Below are 15,762 nucleotides of genomic sequence, written 5' to 3' on the forward strand. Positions count from 1 at the left end.
GCAGGTTAAAACCCGCCTTTTATTTTATCAATTAACTTGCAATCTCTTGAGCATATAAATAAAGCTCTTGTAGCTGTTTTAATTTTTCCTCGTTATCAGCATGTTCTTCAGCTAATAACTGAATAATATTAATATATTCGGTGAGTTTTTCTGGCGTTAACATCTCTTTTCTATGCGCCAACCAACGTTGTTGTTCGTCATAATTAAGTGTTGAAGGGTAATTTCTTGCACGATAACGGAAAAATAGCGGTTCCATTCTTGCATCTTCAAACGTTAAATCTAAAGCGGGTAAATTCTGAGGTTGTGTTGAGCGAATGATCTCCATCGCACTACGATCATTCTCACTGAAAAAACCATTATAAATTTGTGAATCAACATTATCGGATACAGCAAAAGGCGTTTGTTGAGCAAATATTTCCACGACTTTATTGCGTATTTCTGGATGAGAAAACAAGATCGCTTGGTTTGTTAAACAAGCATCAATATCTAAACCAATTCTATCTGCATCTTGCTGTCTCAATGTATTTTGTGGTGCCACAATTGGACATTTATTAATATGCAGTAATTTAATTGGAACAGGTGGCTCATCAACTGACAATTCACTACGTGGTGTATATAAACGCTCACGTAATTGGTCTGAGTCGAGAGTTAATAGAGGAGATATATCTGCGGCTAAGTCACAAACAATAACCGCATTACGATTATCAGGGTGCCACGCTAATGGGGCAACAAGACTTAAATTAGAACGCGCGGCACCAAACATACCTGAAACATGCACAATCGGTGTCATTGCGGGAATATCAATTAGCGCCTGCACTTTGCGTTTATCACGTAAATTAAAGAAATAATCAAACATTCTTGGTTGAGCTTGCTTTAATTTTTTTGCCATCGCAATGGTGGCATAAACATCAGACATCGCATCATGCGCATTTTCATGAGAAATGCCGTTGGCTTTGGTTAATAACTCTAAACGGAAACTTGGAAAACCGTCTTCATTTTCAGGCCAAACAATACCTTCAGGGCGCAGCGCATAGCAAGCACGTAAAACATCAAGTAAATCCCAACGCGAATTTCCTTTTTGCCAGCTATAAGCATAAGGATCATAAAAATTACGATAAAGGATATTACGAGTGACTTCATCATCAAAACGAAGGTTGTTATAACCCATAATACAACTATTAGGTTGGCTAAAAGCTTGATGGATCTGGCGAGTAAACTCTGCTTCAACCATCCCATTTTTTGCCGCAATTTGTGGTGTTATTCCTGTGATCATCACAGCTTCTGGATGGGGTAGATAATCATCATTAGGTTTGCAATAAATAACGAGAGGATCTTCAATAATATTGAAATCCATATCAGTTCTAACACCTGCAAATTGTGCTGGACGATCCAGTGCGGGGCGTGTGCCAAAGGTTTCGTAGTCATGAACGTAAAATGTGGGCGTTTTCGCTGAATTAGACAAGGTTTCCTACCGTAAGTTTATTGATGATTTTTTAAATCATTACTCAATGAGTTGTATTGGGCTTAATTAAGACTATGGTAAACCATAACGCGGTAAACGTGAAATGTCAGATCAAAGCACACTTATGTAGTGTTTAATATAGGGTGTGGCAGTAAGGATAAGTAGGAGTGTGCCACCACTAATATTGATTACTTTTTTCATGGTAATAATATTGATTTTTTGTGATGACAATAAAATAAAACCACAGCAAGCAATCAGCCAGATGGTCATCATTAAAATATGAATGGAAGATAAGGCAAGATAATTAACTAATGTTGGTGTTGACCCTGCATAGCTGGAAACAACCACGAGGTATAACATAATTGCTTTAGGGTTAAGCACATTAGCAATATAAGCGGTTTTAATAGAGGCTTTTTGATGAATAATAGTGGTGTTTTTAGCCGCTTTTAATCCAGAGCGTATCAGTGAAATGCCAAGATAAATTAAATATAAGTTGCCAAGGAGAGTTAACACTATAAAAGCAGAGGGGGACGAAACTAAGAGTTTGGTTATTCCCAATCCTACTAAAATCCCGTGAGTAATAATGCCTAATGCAGTGCCTATAATCGTGATCAATAACCCTTTTACACCATAGGTTAGGGTATTGTCTAAAGCGATTGTAAAACTTGCACCCGGCGAGATAATGATAGGCAGTAAAGTAATAATAAAACCCAATATATCCATAGTATTATCTTCGCTGATTAGTCCTGATACTTTTTTAGTCTTCGTCGAAAAATTGCATACCGGAATAAGGATGTTGACGGCAAGCTTCTAAGCGACTTTTTAAATCACCCACATGGACTTCAAGTTTATGATGGTCAGGATCGTAAAAATAGAATGAATCGCCTTCACTTTTATTTTCTTTCCATGCAGTAATACCATGAGATAAAAGGTGTTGTTTAAAGGCTTCAAAATTATTTGCAGATAAACTGAAAGCATAATGGGTGTAATCACTGTCTTCAGTAATATGGCGTTTATCGTGAGATAAACATAACCATAAGGAGCCTAGTTGTAGGTAAGCGCCGTTATCCCATAAAGCAAGGGGCTTAAAACCTAATATTTCAGTATAAAAGGCAAAGCTTTTATTCACATTATTGACGGCGAGTGTTAGGTGGTTTAAATCAGTTAGCATGGCTTGAATATAGTTATGAAAGATACAGCTATTTTAGCAAAGGAAACCAAAGAAAATGAAATATATGATACCTATTTGTGCGTTTTATTGTGAATAACGGTAATAAAAGTAAAAGTGGATCTAGAACACGTAACTCAAATTGTTAACGTTAACTTATGTGCTTCATATCACATTAAAGCGATAAAATTGTTTGTTAACTTAAAAGTTAACGTTAACATTTAAGGGTGGAATGACTTTATAAGGCGCTTAACCAATGAACAAAGACTCAAAAAAATACTATGCGATCTTAAGTGCACTGTTATTTTTCTTCTTTTTTACCTGGTCTTCATCATTTTCATTAGTCTCTATTTGGCTAAACCAGTATGTCGGGTTAAGAGCGACTGACACAGGATTAATATTTTCTGCTATTTCTCTGATTGCATTATGTGCTCAACCTTTATATGGCTTTATTCAAGATAAATTAGGATTAAGAAAAAATTTATTATTAGTGATCGCCATCTTATTGATTCTTTCAGGGCCATTTTTTCTTAGTTTTGCATCAATATTACGCTGGAATATCTTTATGGGTTCCATTTTAGGGGGCTTATATGTCGGTATGACCTTTAATGCAGGGATTGGCGTATTAGAGTCATATACAGAGCGTGTTAGTCGTATTCGTGGTTTTGAATACGGTAGGGCGAGAATGTGGGGATCACTAGGTTGGGCATCCGCGACATTTATTGCTGGACACAATATTAATATCGACCCTAATTACAATTTTGTCATGGCCTCTATTTCTGGGGTTGTGTTCTTAATTCTTTTAGCTTTGTTAAAAACAGGTAAGTCCGACGCCTTTAATCAATTAGAACATGGTAAAACGTCGGCAATTACAATAAAAGACGCACTCAATTTACTTTCATTACCTCGTTTTTGGGCCCTTATTTTATTTGTGATTGGAACGTGTGTTTATGGTGTGTATGACCAACAGTTTCCAGTGTTTTTTTCATCACAATTTGCGACATTACAGCAGGGAAATGAAATGTACGGATACCTGAATTCATTACAGGTATTCTTAGAGGCTGGTGGCATGTTTCTTGCCCCTTTCTTGGTAAATAGAATAGGGGCTAAAAATGGTTTATTGCTGGCAAGTAGTGTTATGGCCGCACGTATTATTGGCTCGGGATTAGTTGAAGGGCCAATCTTAATTTCTTGTATGAAATTATTACATGCCGTTGAGTTACCGATTTTATTAATTTCAATTTTTAAATATAACAGTCAACATTTTGATAAACGTTTATCTTCAACACTGTATTTAGTGGGTTTCCAATGTGTAAGTTCTATTGTAGCGACATTACTTTCGCCATTAGCAGGTTATGGATACGATCATTATGGTTTTGCACCAACCTATATGGTGATGGGATGTATTGTGGCTGGAACAACACTTCTTTCCGCTGTCTTTTTATGCTCAGATTCAAAAGCTTTATTGCCATTTGATGTATTGCAGCATGAAGATCAAAATAAAACTCAACCCGTTTAATTGCTTTTTGATTTATCCTTTGTAGTGTCAATTTTGGCTACCGATAAAAATGTGTAGCCATTTTTTTATCATTAATGAACGTATATTTACTCATTAAACAATGTTGACTATATTTATTAATACATGTCATTCTAATTAATTGTTAATTAAGCAAAATCAATTAAATTTGTAAACATTGCTTGTTTATTGACACGATTAAGCGATAATCTTAAACAGAGCTATTTATCTTAAATATCAATTGTAAAGGTGTAGGAAATGGATAACGCAAACAAGCCGTCTTTCCAAAACGTACTGGAGTTTGTGCGTATGTATCGTCGTAAAAACAAAATCCGTCGTGAGATCACTGACAATGAGAAAAAGATCCGTGATAACCAAAAGCGTGTTCTTTTATTAGACAACTTAAGTGAATATATTAAGCCTGGTATGTCGATTGAAGATGTACTTGGTATTATTGCAAATATGCGTAGTGACTATGATGATCGTGTTGACGATTACATTATTAAAAATGCCGATCTGTCTAAAGAGCGCCGTGAATTATCTAAGCAATTAAAAGCGATGGGGGAAATTAAAAATCTTCCTGATCTAAAAGACTAATTGCTTTACTAAGTATAAGAAATTGAAGGCCTCTAAATTGAATATTTAGGGGCTTTTTTATTTTTGGCTTAATAAGCACTAAGTTAATTTGCTAATAGTTACCCAAAAAAAAGAACCCACTAAAAAGTGGGTTCTCAATTTAGAAGTATTATTAAGATATTCTTAATAACACTTTATTATCATTTTTGACTTTCAGCTTTAGTCATGACCGAAGAAGCATGATTAGTCGAACTATGTCCACCCGCACCTGTACGGCCTTTCTTATCAAAAGCAGGACGAGCGTCCCATGCTTTGATTTCGATTTCTGCAGGAGCATTATCAGACGCTGGTGCTTTTGTCATTGGTGAGCTTGCACGTAGTTGGCGCACAATAGGCTCTTGACGAATAACGACAGTAGCAGGTTTGCTTTCTTTTACTGGTTCCGCTTCTACTACAGGTTCTGCATTTTCTTCAGGTTTATTTTCAATAACAGCTTCAACAACGTCTTCAACATGACTTTCTTTGCACGGTTCAGCGTTTTCTTCAGTTGCAATTGGTGTAACAACAGGTTGTGATTCAAGAGCCGATGTTTCATTTTGATCACTTTCTACTGCTGTAGTGGCCATTTGTGCAACTTCTTTCGTCTCAACAACGTTTTCAGCTTGTTGTGAAGCTTCATGCATATAAGCTTCAGTTGTATTTAATACGGCTGAAATATTTTCTTTACGGGTGACGTGATCTTCTGTATTTACTTCATTAATCACATTATCGACAACACTTTCATCAACAGTGTTTTCATTGACGTCTGTTGATGCTGATTGCGGTGCTATAGCGACAATCTCAGCAACAGCATCAGCATCAGTTGTTGACTCAGTGCTCACAGTGACAGAGTAAGTTGATTCAGCTGTTTCTGTCTGAGCAATATCAGCAACAATGACTTCTGAAACAGCTGGTGCAATAGCGACCATCTGGGGATCAGCATGAGTAATGATGTTCTTTTCACCAAAGTATTCATTGGTGTTTTCAACAAATGCCGCATCGCTTATTGGTGTCACAGGATAACGAATAAACACTTTACCTGAAGCTAGTTCAGGAGAGGCAACCGCCATAGCTAGAGGCATTGGTGATACTGTTAAGGTACGCTCATCACGATAACGGCGACGACGTTGACCACTTACACGCAAATGACGAGGTGAACGACGAGAACGGCGAGGCATCACATTATCTTGCCCGTTGTTATCTTCATTTTTACTGTCATCGTGTGATTTTGAGGTATCAGATACCGCTTTTACTGCTTGCGTTTCATTTGTTTCAACATTTGCAACAACTACGGCTTTAGGGGCTACTTTTTCAGTAGAAACAGCTTTAGTTGGTGTTGTGGCAACGGGTGGCTCAGAAACAGGTTTTTCTGTTGTTACAGGTGCAACAGGTAAAGCACTATCGTTGTCAGTAACACGAATAGATTGCGTTAACTGGCGGCGAGTCCGACGTTGCATGGCAGGGCGACGAGGTTCTTCCTTCTTCTCTTCTACGCTGTCTTTAGCATCTGTTTCATTTTCAGCAACAGCAACTTGTGTTTTAGCGGCTTCTTGTTGTTGTTGGCGTTTTTCTTCTTGGCGACGACGTTGTTCTGCACGCTGTTCACGACGTTGCTGACGGCGAGCTTCGCGTTCCGCAATCTCTTGTTCGCTATTTGCTTCAGTTGTTACTGCATTTTGCGGTTTCTGATTGCGATTTTTACGGTTATCTTCGCTGTTCGTATTATCACGATTGCGGTCATTATCACGATTGCGGTCGTTATCACGATTGCGGTCGTTATCACGATTACGGTCGTTGTCGCGATCACGGCGATTATTGTTGTTACGTCGATTATTGTTGTTACGACGATCACGACGATTATCATTACTCTCTTTCTTATTTTCCTGTGGCTGTTCTTTAGTCACAGTTGGTTCTGGTTCACTACCAAATAAGTTAGAGAAGAATTTTGCAATAGAAGCAAAGAAACCTGCGCTTTGTACTTGTTCTGATTTAACAGGGGCAGCTTGGGTAGGCAGCGTTTTTTTGTTTTTTGCCGTTTCAGTTGTGTCTTCTTCTTGTAATCCAAAGGCTGAGATAGCCGGTTGTTCAGGTGCTTTACGCTCTGCAACAACATCATCTTCAGCTTCATTTGACTGATTTTCGTGGAATTGCGCTAAATTATAGCTAAGCGACGTAATCTCTTCGCCTTTACGTACACGAACAACAGAGAAATGAGGGGTTTGCATTTGGTCATTAGGGACAATAATCACTTTAACGTTAGATTGACGCAGTTCAATGTCAGTAACGGCTTTACGTTTTTCGTTAAGCAAATAAGAGGCGATTTGAACGGGCACAATAGCATGCACTTCATGAGTATTTTCTTTCAGCGCTTCTTCTTCAATCAGACGTAGCACAGAAAGAGACAGTGATTCGTTATCACGGATGGTTCCTGTGCCTAAGCAACGAGGACAAACATGATGGCTAGATTCACCCAATGAAGGGCTTAAACGTTGGCGCGACATCTCTAATAAACCAAAGCGAGAAATACGTCCAATTTGAATACGAGCACGGTCTTGGCGTACAGCCTCACGCATCCTGTTTTCAACTTCACGTTGATGGCGCACTGGCGTCATATCAATAAAGTCGATAACAATTAATCCGCCTAGGTCACGCAAGCGTAATTGACGAGCAATTTCATCAGCGGCTTCTAGGTTAGTATTAAAGGCAGTTTCTTCAATATCACCACCACGAGTAGAGCGCGAGGAGTTTATATCAATAGCCGTTAATGCTTCAGTAGTATCAATAACTAATGCACCACCGGAAGGTAAACGTACTTCACGCTGAAACGCAGATTCAATTTGTGATTCAATCTGGTAATGACTAAACAGAGGAACTGCACCTGTGTAATGACGAATTTTGCTGGCAAAATCACCACGGCCAATTGCTTCGATATGACTACGCGCCATTTCAACAACTTTAGCATTGTCGATTAAGATTTCACCAATGTCAGGGCGTAAATAGTCACGGAATGCGCGAACAATAACATTACTTTCCTGATGAATTAAAAAAGGTGCTGGGCGATTCTCTGCCGCTTTTTTAATGGCATCCCAGTGTCTTAAACGATAACTTAAGTCTTGTTGTAGTGATTCGGCTGATTTACCCACACCCGCAGTACGCACAATCAGGCCCATTCCATCCGGAATTTCAAGGCTTGATAAGGCTTCTTTGAGTTCAGTACGGTCTTCACCTTCGATACGACGAGAAATACCACCTGCACGAGGATTATTTGGCATTAATACCAAATAACTACCGGCAAGGCTGATAAAGGTCGTTAATGCTGCACCTTTATTACCACGCTCTTCTTTATCAACTTGAACAATGACTTCCTGACCTTCTTTTAAGACATCTTTGATGTTAGGACGACCATGGGAGTGATAATTACTAGGAAAATATTCGCGGGCTATTTCTTTAATAGGAAGGAAACCGTGACGTTCCGCACCATAATCAACAAAAGCGGCTTCTAGGCTGGGTTCAATTCGAGTGATTTTACCTTTATAGATATTCGCTTTTTTCTGTTCATGACCGGGGCTTTCGATATCCAGATCGTACAAGCGTTGCCCATCCACAAGGGCAACACGCAACTCTTCCTGCTGAGTTGCGTTAATTAACATTCTTTTCATATTGTGACTTACTCGTTATTTTCACGTTTTATAATGTGCCACTAACATACGTAATTACACTATTGATAACCGATGACCTCGTGTCTTTTACAAATGCGTCAACCTCACGGCTGTCGATTGTATAGAGGTGCAATATCTCGGTGAGTCTGATTTTTAGTTCAAAAATTCAGCACTCTTTAATTGAACACGATGTTTCAACTCAATAAGCGATGTATTTGTGGCATACTAAATTGTTTGATTTTCGACTATGTCTTACGCCATTGCTGCATTTTGAAAATCAAACAAACAAAATTTTCATAAATATACCTGATAAACATAATCAGGAGAGTCTGCATTATTCCATTGGTGTTAGGGTGATAGCAAGATGACTTTTCCGCTTTGGTGACTTTTTCTGTATAAATATGAGAGATTAGCTAATGTTTCGTCTTTTTCCCATTATTCAGGTTAAAATAGACGGCAGAATTGATGTTATTTTGCGCACCATTAAGTTATTTGTAATTTTTATTTTAAGAGAGCCCAAGAATCGCCACTATGAAATCATTTAATCAAGTTCAGTTCGTCACCATTGATGGCGATGAAGCCGGCCAGCGTATCGACAATTTTTTACTGGCACGCTTAAAAGGTGTACCAAAAAGTATGATTTACCGAATTATCCGTAAAGGGGAGGTTCGGGTTAATAAAGGGCGAATTAAACCAGAATATAAATTGAATGCGGGTGATATCCTTCGCATTCCACCGGTACGAGTAGCTGAAAAAGAAGAAATTGCGGTTTCACCAAAATTAGATAAAGTTGCAGCACTCACAAATTGTATTTTATATGAAGATGATCACCTAATGCTGATTAATAAGCCATCAGGTACGGCAGTGCACGGTGGAAGTGGATTAAGCTTTGGTGTTATTGAAGGATTACGTGCATTACGCCCAGAAGCTCGGTTTTTAGAGCTAGTGCATCGTCTTGACAGAGATACCTCTGGCGTATTGTTAATTGCGAAAAAACGCTCGGCATTACGTGCATTACATGAGCAATTACGCTTAAAACAGATGCAAAAAGATTACTTAGCATTAGTACGCGGAGAGTGGCAATCTCATGCTAAAGTCGTGCAAGCTCCTTTATTGAAAAATATTTTACAAAGTGGTGAGCGTATAGTGAAAGTAAGTAATGAAGGTAAGCCTTCAGAAACACGTTTTAAAGTGGAAGAACGTTTTGAGTTTTCTACGCTGGTAAAAGCCAGTCCTGTGACAGGAAGAACACACCAAATTCGTGTTCATGCATTACATGCAGGTCATCCTATTGCATTTGATGATCGCTATGGTGATCGTAATTTTGATACTCAATTGGTAGGAACAAAACTTAATCGTTTATTTTTACATGCAAGTTCTTTAACGTTTACTCACCCATCAACGGGCGAACAAATGCGAATTGAAGCGCCTATGGATAATCAATTACGTCATTGTTTACAAGTATTACGTAGTCAAAAATCTTAAGCCGCTCATTTTTATTGCGGCAGAAAATCCGAAAGTTCAATGCGCCCAATTAGCTGGGCGTATTGCTTAAATGGACTGAAAAAAAACGGCAAACTAAAACACGATTAGCCCTCTACTTTAGTCATGCATTGCTCAACAATTTTATCAATGTCCCACTCTTTAGGGAGTGATTTAGAACCGTTTTTACGCATTTCCATGTCAACACGGATAAACTCTGTAATACCGTAATTTTTAATGATGCTATCGTAAGTACATCCACACACTTCGATAATTTGAGGCATCAGTGCATCATCAGTAATGCCTGAACCTAATAGACAGCTGCTGACAAAATTCTTTTTAAATGAGGACACGTTGTCGTCTTTTTTATCTGAAACTACACTGTCTTGAAGAATACTTGCTGTGCTAGCCGTCTTAGTTGTGGATATCTCAGTATCTTTTTCATCAGAACAACTTACTAATGCTGCTGCCATCACTAATGCTGTTAAGACTGATGTTAGTTTATTCATAATACGCTTTATCGCTACATAAGATTAAAAATAAGATGAGCAAATTATTTTTGATCATCAGAGAAAAATAATGGGTTTATTCTTTGCGAGAGTAACATTTTATTCAATCGGATAAGTGGTAAACCAATTAAAGAATTTGGATCATCCCCTTCGAACTTATCAAAAAGGGTGATACCTAACCCCTCTGATTTAAAACTTCCGGCACAATTGAAAGGCATTTCTTTATTTAAATAGCAGGTAATTTCATCATCTGTTAAATGGCGAAAGTAGACTTGAAATAATTCACAATGTGTTTGATGCTCTAAAGTTAAGCTATTATATACTGTTAATCCGGTATAAAACGAGACACATTGCCCTGATGCTTGTTTTAATTGTGTAAAAGCATTATCAAAATTATGGGGCTTGCCCGTGATTTTTTTATTCAGCACACAAACTTGATCAGAACCAATTATAAGGTGATGTGGAAATTTAGCTTGTAAAGCGCTGGCTTTTTCATAGGATAAGCGAGTAACAAGATCGTGTGCACACTCTGTGGGCATTGGGGTTTCGTTAATTTCTGGAGACGCCTGTATAAAAGGCATTCCAAGCTTTTTCAGCAACTGAGCTCGAAAGGGTGAAGTAGACGCAAGAACGAGTGGCAACATATTTTTTTTAAAATCCGTAGCAAAATGATGCCTGACATTCTAAACTATGCGCCGCTGATAAAGCGAATTTTGGTGGAAAGGTGTAGATAAACCGCCTTTTTCTTTGACTATATTCCATTACAAAGATAATATGCGCGCCTTATGCAAAAGGTAAAATTACCCCTGACCATTGATGCGCTGCGAGCCGCTCAGAAGAGTTTAGACTATGACGGTCATTATTCTCCAGAGCAAGTAAGCCGCTTAGCTGAATCAGTGGTCAGTGTGGACAGTAATATTGATGTGGCTTTATCATTTGATATAGACCATCAGCGTCTTGCCGTGATTAAAGGACATTCCGATGTGGATGTTACTTTAGAATGTCAGCGTTGTGGTGGCCATTTTCCCTATCATGTTCACGCAACATATTGTTTTAGCCCTGTTGTCAGTGATGAACGGGCCGAGGCATTACCGGAAGGATATGAACCAGTCGGTGTAAACGAATTTGGTGAAATAGATTTGCTGGCGATGATTGAAGATGAAATAATCCTCAACTTGCCGGTAGTTCCGGTACATGATTTTGAACACTGTGAAGTGTCCGACGCGGATATGGTGTTTGGTGAACTCCCTGAGGAATTATCAGAGAAACCAAACCCATTTGCCGTATTAGCCAGTTTAAAGAAAAGTACTAAGGAGTAAGGTCAATGGCCGTACAACAAAACAAACCAACTCGTTCTAAACGCGGTATGCGTCGTTCTCATGACGCGCTGACAGTAACTCAAGTTTCAGTTGACAAAACTTCTGGTGAAACTCACCTGCGTCACCATGTAACTGCTGACGGTTACTACCGTGGTCGCAAGGTTATCAACAAGTAATTAGCTTTATAGCTCGTTGATACCTTGACAAATCTAACCATAGCGTTAGATGCGATGGGCGGGGACTTCGGTCCTCGCATCACAGTGCCTGCTTGTTTGCGGGCGCTGGCATCTAATCCTCATTTAAAAATATTGCTGGTAGGTCAACCAGACTCTATCTCTCCTCTGCTTGCAAATCAAAATGCCGAGCTAATCTCCCGTTTACACGTTATACCCGCAGAGCATATTGTCGCCAATGATGCTAAACCTTCACAAGCCATTAGGGCGAGTAAAGGAACTTCAATGCGAGTGGCACTTGATCTGGTGAAAACAGGTGAAGCACAAGCATGTGTAAGTGCAGGTAATACTGGCGTATTAATGGGATTAGCAAAACTTCGGCTTAATGCAATTGATGGAATTGAACGTCCTGCGCTGGTGTCAATATTGCCTAACCAGAAAAAAGGTAAGACAGTTGTTCTTGATTTAGGCGCCAACGTTAACTGTGATAGCAAAATGCTGGTACAGTTTGCGATTATGGGTGCAGTGATGGCTGAAGAAATAGCAGGAATTGATTCACCTAAAGTTGCCCTTTTAAATATTGGTGAAGAAGAGAGTAAAGGATTAGATAATATCCGCGAAGCCGCTACAGTATTAAAATCGACACCTAATATTCATTATATTGGTTATGTTGAAGGTAATGAGTTACTGACAGGCAAAACTGATGTTCTGGTGTGTGATGGCTTCGCAGGTAATGTCTCCCTTAAAACAATGGAAGGGGTTATTAGAGTTTTCCTTTCATTGATTAAATCTTCTACTACCGAAAATAAAAAAACGTCGTGGTGGATGAAAATATTGAAGAAGTGGTTACAAAAACGGCTAATTAAGCGTTTTGGACACATGAACCCCGACCAGTATAACGGTGCTTCTCTGTTAGGATTACGCGGTATCGTCATTAAAAGCCATGGTGGCGCAAATGAACGCGCGTTTACAGCAGCAATAGAACAGGCTGTTCATGCCGTCGAGCGAAAAATCCCAGAACGGATCGCTTCACGACTGACAACAGTATTACCCAAGAGCGATTGATAGAATGTATACAAAAATCTTAGGTACTGGTAGTTACTTGCCTGTACAAGTGCGAACTAATGCCGATTTAGAAAAAATGGTTGAAACATCTGATGAGTGGATTGTTACCCGAACAGGTATTCATGAACGTCGGATTGCAACAGAAGAAGAAACCGTTGCCGTAATGGGGGCAGGTGCCGCTGAAAATGCATTAGAAATGTCAGGCATTGATAGACAAGATATTGGTTTGATTATCGTTGCAACAACATCGGGTTCACATGCGTTTCCGAGTGCTGCATGTCAAATTCAAAATACACTGGGTATCCGTGATTGTATTGCCTTTGATGTTGCTGCGGCATGTTCAGGTTTTGTTTATGCATTAAGTATTGCGGATCAATTTATTAAAGCAGGTTCTGTCAAGCATGCTCTTGTTATCGGTGCAGACAGATTATCCCATGCTTTAGATCCTGAAGATCGCGGTACTATTATTTTATTTGGTGATGCAGCCGGTGCCGCAGTAGTGGGTGCATCAGAAGAAAACGGCATTATCTCTACCCATTTACATTCAGATGGACGTTTTGGCGATTTATTAGCATTGCCTTACCAGAGTAGAGAAAATGAAGAGTTACCTGCTTACGTTACAATGGCAGGAAATGAAGTTTTTAAAGTCGCAGTTCGTGAACTTGCCCACATAGTGGATGAGACACTTGACGCTAACAATATTGATAAATCTGAACTGGACTGGCTTGTGCCTCATCAGGCAAATTTAAGAATTATTTCAGCGACAGCGAAAAAGCTGGATATGACAATGGATAAAGTAGTGGTGACATTAGATCGCCACGGCAATACGTCAGCAGCATCAGTCCCAACAGCGTTAGATGAAGCTGTGAGAGATAATCGTATCCAACGTGGTCAGTTAATTTTACTAGAAGCGTTTGGTGGAGGTTTTACTTGGGGTTCTGCACTTATCCGTTTTTAATATTATCAGGAAAATAAACATGACTGATTTTGCAATGGTTTTCCCTGGACAGGGATCGCAAGCTGTTGGAATGCTAGCAGAACTTGCAGAGCACTATCCGATAGTGACTGAAACATTTGCTCAAGCATCTGATGTATTGGGTTACTCTCTTTGGGATCTCGTCCAAAATGGCCCTGAAGAAGAATTAAACAAAACGTGGAAAACACAGCCTGCATTATTAGCAGCATCCGTTGCTGTTTGGCGTGTATGGCAAGAAAAACAAGGCAAAATGCCACAAATGATGGCAGGTCACAGTCTTGGCGAGTATTCTGCTTTAGTCTGTGCGGGTGTTATTGATTTCGCAGCAGCAATTAAACTAGTAGAATTACGCGGACAGCTTATGCAAGAAGCTGTACCTGCAGGTACAGGCGCAATGTATGCCATTATTGGTCTGGATAATGATGCTATTGCAAAGGCATGCGAAGATGCGGCACAAGGGCAAGTTGTTTCACCTGTAAACTTTAACTCTCCTGGTCAAGTTGTTATCGCGGGTAACAAAGACGCCGTAGAGCGCGCAGGTGTTTTATGTAAAGAAGCGGGTGCTAAACGTGCTTTACCATTAGCTGTGAGCGTACCTTCTCACTGTGCTTTAATGAAACCTGCAGCGGATAAACTTGCAGTTGCATTACAAGAAATTGAATTTAAACAGCCTGAAATTCAGGTCGTTAACAACGTTGATGTGAAAGCACAAACCGAGGCTAATGCTATCCGTGATGCGTTAGTTCGTCAGCTTTATAATCCCGTTCGTTGGACTGAAACGGTTGAGCTTATTGCTGAAAAAGGTATCACACAACTATTAGAAATCGGCCCAGGAAAAGTATTAACGGGTTTAACAAAACGAATTTCTAAAGAAATGAATGCTACAGCAGTTAATGATATCGCATCATTGGATGCTGCATTAAGAAATGACTGAGGGATCTCATGGGATTTGACGGAAAAATAGCGCTAGTTACTGGTGCAAGCCGTGGTATCGGCCGTGCGATTGCAGAAGATTTAGTTGCACGTGGCGCAATCGTAATTGGCACCGCAACGAGTGAAAATGGTGCGCAAGCTATCAGCGAATATTTAGGCGATAAAGGTAAAGGTTTTGTGTTAAATGTCACAGAAAACGACTCTATCGAAAAATTTTTAGCAGATGTGCGTGCTGAATTTGGCGAAATTGATATTTTGGTCAATAATGCAGGTATTACTCGTGATAACCTGTTGATGCGCATGAAAGATGACGAGTGGCAAGATATTATTGACACAAATCTTTCATCAGTCTTCCGTCTGTCTAAAGCAGTTATGCGTGCTATGATGAAAAAACGTTATGGTCGTATAATTACCATTGGTTCTGTTGTTGGAACCATGGGTAACGCAGGACAGGCAAACTACGCGGCGGCAAAAGCGGGTGTGATTGGTTTTAGTAAATCATTAGCACGCGAAGTTGCTTCCCGTGGCATTACGGTGAATGTTGTTGCACCTGGTTTTATCGAAACTGATATGACTAGAGCATTAACAGAAGACCAAAAAGCAGGTATTTTATCTCAAGTTCCTGCTAACCGTTTAGGTGATGCCAAAGAGATTGCCAGTGCTGTAGCTTTCTTAGCTTCTGATGAAGCAAGCTATATCACGGGTGAAACATTGCATGTCAATGGTGGCATGTACATGATCTAATTATGGGGACGTCTTTATATTTGCTTTTTGCGTACAATATAATGCAAAATATAGCGAATAAAGTAGTCCACACAGTCGGGATTGGTTAGATCTTTTCCTGTATTTATAAACTAAGAAAATCATCGCGCAAGCGAGTTTTGA

15 protein-coding genes are annotated in these 15,762 nt (G+C 39.4%); 9 read left to right on the forward strand and 6 right to left on the reverse strand.

What is annotated here, in order from left to right; all coding sequences use genetic code 11:
* Positions 1–31: 31 nt before the first annotated feature.
* The 3 genes from sbcB to INT04_RS01315 all read right to left on the reverse strand — a co-directional run bounded on the left by sbcB (position 32) and on the right by INT04_RS01315 (position 2,633).
* The gene (gene sbcB / locus INT04_RS01305) at positions 32–1,462 is read right to left on the reverse strand and encodes an exodeoxyribonuclease I (protein WP_193014354.1); all 1,431 of its coding nucleotides are present in this window, start codon (positions 1,460–1,462) and stop codon (positions 32–34) included.
* Positions 1,463–1,573: 111 nt separating this feature from the next.
* Positions 1,574–2,185: a LysE family translocator gene (locus tag INT04_RS01310; RefSeq protein ID WP_193014355.1), complete on the reverse strand. Its 612-nt coding sequence runs from the start codon at positions 2,183–2,185 to the stop codon at positions 1,574–1,576.
* Between the two features lie 34 nt (positions 2,186–2,219).
* Complete coding sequence (locus INT04_RS01315; RefSeq protein WP_193014356.1) at positions 2,220–2,633, reverse strand: VOC family protein; 414 nt, start codon at positions 2,631–2,633, stop codon at positions 2,220–2,222.
* A gap of 253 nt (positions 2,634–2,886) precedes the next feature.
* Between INT04_RS01315 and INT04_RS01320 the strand changes: the two genes are divergently transcribed.
* Both INT04_RS01320 and tmaR read left to right on the forward strand, forming a co-directional pair.
* Positions 2,887–4,149: an MFS transporter gene (locus tag INT04_RS01320; RefSeq protein WP_193014357.1), complete on the forward strand. Its 1,263-nt coding sequence runs from the start codon at positions 2,887–2,889 to the stop codon at positions 4,147–4,149.
* Positions 4,150–4,404: 255 nt separating this feature from the next.
* Positions 4,405–4,743 carry a PTS system regulator TmaR gene (gene tmaR / locus INT04_RS01325; protein WP_036937771.1) on the forward strand — a complete coding sequence of 113 codons (339 nt, stop codon included), beginning with the start codon at positions 4,405–4,407 and terminating at the stop codon, positions 4,741–4,743.
* Between the two features lie 179 nt (positions 4,744–4,922).
* Here the strand turns inward: tmaR and rne are convergent, their stop codons facing one another.
* Positions 4,923–8,420: a ribonuclease E gene (gene rne, locus INT04_RS01330; protein WP_193014358.1), complete on the reverse strand. Its 3,498-nt coding sequence runs from the start codon at positions 8,418–8,420 to the stop codon at positions 4,923–4,925.
* A gap of 531 nt (positions 8,421–8,951) precedes the next feature.
* Here rne and rluC point away from each other — a divergent pair.
* Positions 8,952–9,905, forward strand: a complete 954-nt coding sequence (gene rluC, locus INT04_RS01335) for a 23S rRNA pseudouridine(955/2504/2580) synthase RluC (RefSeq protein WP_193014359.1) — start codon at positions 8,952–8,954, stop codon at positions 9,903–9,905.
* Between the two features lie 104 nt (positions 9,906–10,009).
* Here rluC and INT04_RS01340 read toward each other — a convergent pair whose 3' ends face one another.
* A complete protein-coding gene (locus INT04_RS01340) occupies positions 10,010–10,411 on the reverse strand; it encodes a hypothetical protein (RefSeq protein ID WP_193014360.1) in 402 nt (133 codons plus the stop codon).
* Between the two features lie 44 nt (positions 10,412–10,455).
* A complete protein-coding gene (locus INT04_RS01345) occupies positions 10,456–11,055 on the reverse strand; it encodes a Maf family protein (protein WP_193014361.1) in 600 nt (199 codons plus the stop codon).
* Positions 11,056–11,196: 141 nt separating this feature from the next.
* On the opposite strand from INT04_RS01345, the gene yceD reads away from it, so the two are divergent.
* The 6 genes from yceD to fabG are packed head-to-tail and all read left to right on the forward strand — an operon-like array spanning position 11,197 to position 15,621.
* Positions 11,197–11,730 (forward strand): 23S rRNA accumulation protein YceD, encoded by a 534-nt coding sequence (yceD, locus tag INT04_RS01350; RefSeq protein ID WP_193014362.1) that lies wholly within the window; start codon positions 11,197–11,199, stop codon positions 11,728–11,730.
* A gap of 5 nt (positions 11,731–11,735) precedes the next feature.
* A complete protein-coding gene (gene rpmF, locus INT04_RS01355; protein ID WP_006537252.1) occupies positions 11,736–11,906 on the forward strand; it encodes a 50S ribosomal protein L32 in 171 nt (56 codons plus the stop codon).
* Positions 11,907–11,930: 24 nt separating this feature from the next.
* Positions 11,931–12,968 (forward strand): phosphate acyltransferase PlsX, encoded by a 1,038-nt coding sequence (plsX, locus tag INT04_RS01360; protein WP_193014363.1) that lies wholly within the window; start codon positions 11,931–11,933, stop codon positions 12,966–12,968.
* A 4-nt stretch (positions 12,969–12,972) separates the two neighbouring features.
* The gene (locus tag INT04_RS01365) at positions 12,973–13,926 is read left to right on the forward strand and encodes a beta-ketoacyl-ACP synthase III (RefSeq protein WP_193014364.1); all 954 of its coding nucleotides are present in this window, start codon (positions 12,973–12,975) and stop codon (positions 13,924–13,926) included.
* 19 nt (positions 13,927–13,945) lie between these two features.
* Positions 13,946–14,878, forward strand: a complete 933-nt coding sequence (gene fabD, locus INT04_RS01370) for an ACP S-malonyltransferase (RefSeq protein WP_193014365.1) — start codon at positions 13,946–13,948, stop codon at positions 14,876–14,878.
* A gap of 8 nt (positions 14,879–14,886) precedes the next feature.
* Complete coding sequence (gene fabG / locus INT04_RS01375; RefSeq protein WP_193014366.1) at positions 14,887–15,621, forward strand: 3-oxoacyl-ACP reductase FabG; 735 nt, start codon at positions 14,887–14,889, stop codon at positions 15,619–15,621.
* The last annotated feature ends 141 nt before the right edge of the window (positions 15,622–15,762 follow it).

Origin of the sequence: Proteus sp. FME41 (genome assembly GCF_014897315.1) — a bacterium.
GTDB lineage: Bacteria > Pseudomonadota > Gammaproteobacteria > Enterobacterales > Enterobacteriaceae > Proteus.

What these genes read in the sequence shown, in the direction of transcription:
- INT04_RS01310 (WP_193014355.1), bottom strand. Translation starts at nt 2,185, where the DNA reads ATGGATATATTGGGTTTTATTATTACTTTACTGCCTATCATTATCTCG.
- INT04_RS01315 (WP_193014356.1), bottom strand. Translation starts at nt 2,633, where the DNA reads ATGCTAACTGATTTAAACCACCTAACACTCGCCGTCAATAATGTGAAT.
- INT04_RS01320 (WP_193014357.1), top strand. Translation starts at nt 2,887, where the DNA reads ATGAACAAAGACTCAAAAAAATACTATGCGATCTTAAGTGCACTGTTA.
- tmaR (WP_036937771.1), top strand. Translation starts at nt 4,405, where the DNA reads ATGGATAACGCAAACAAGCCGTCTTTCCAAAACGTACTGGAGTTTGTG.
- rne (WP_193014358.1), bottom strand. Translation starts at nt 8,420, where the DNA reads ATGAAAAGAATGTTAATTAACGCAACTCAGCAGGAAGAGTTGCGTGTT.
- rluC (WP_193014359.1), top strand. Translation starts at nt 8,952, where the DNA reads ATGAAATCATTTAATCAAGTTCAGTTCGTCACCATTGATGGCGATGAA.
- INT04_RS01340 (WP_193014360.1), bottom strand. Translation starts at nt 10,411, where the DNA reads ATGAATAAACTAACATCAGTCTTAACAGCATTAGTGATGGCAGCAGCA.
- INT04_RS01345 (WP_193014361.1), bottom strand. Translation starts at nt 11,055, where the DNA reads ATGTTGCCACTCGTTCTTGCGTCTACTTCACCCTTTCGAGCTCAGTTG.
- yceD (WP_193014362.1), top strand. Translation starts at nt 11,197, where the DNA reads ATGCAAAAGGTAAAATTACCCCTGACCATTGATGCGCTGCGAGCCGCT.
- rpmF (WP_006537252.1), top strand. Translation starts at nt 11,736, where the DNA reads ATGGCCGTACAACAAAACAAACCAACTCGTTCTAAACGCGGTATGCGT.
- INT04_RS01365 (WP_193014364.1), top strand. Translation starts at nt 12,973, where the DNA reads ATGTATACAAAAATCTTAGGTACTGGTAGTTACTTGCCTGTACAAGTG.
- fabD (WP_193014365.1), top strand. Translation starts at nt 13,946, where the DNA reads ATGACTGATTTTGCAATGGTTTTCCCTGGACAGGGATCGCAAGCTGTT.
- fabG (WP_193014366.1), top strand. Translation starts at nt 14,887, where the DNA reads ATGGGATTTGACGGAAAAATAGCGCTAGTTACTGGTGCAAGCCGTGGT.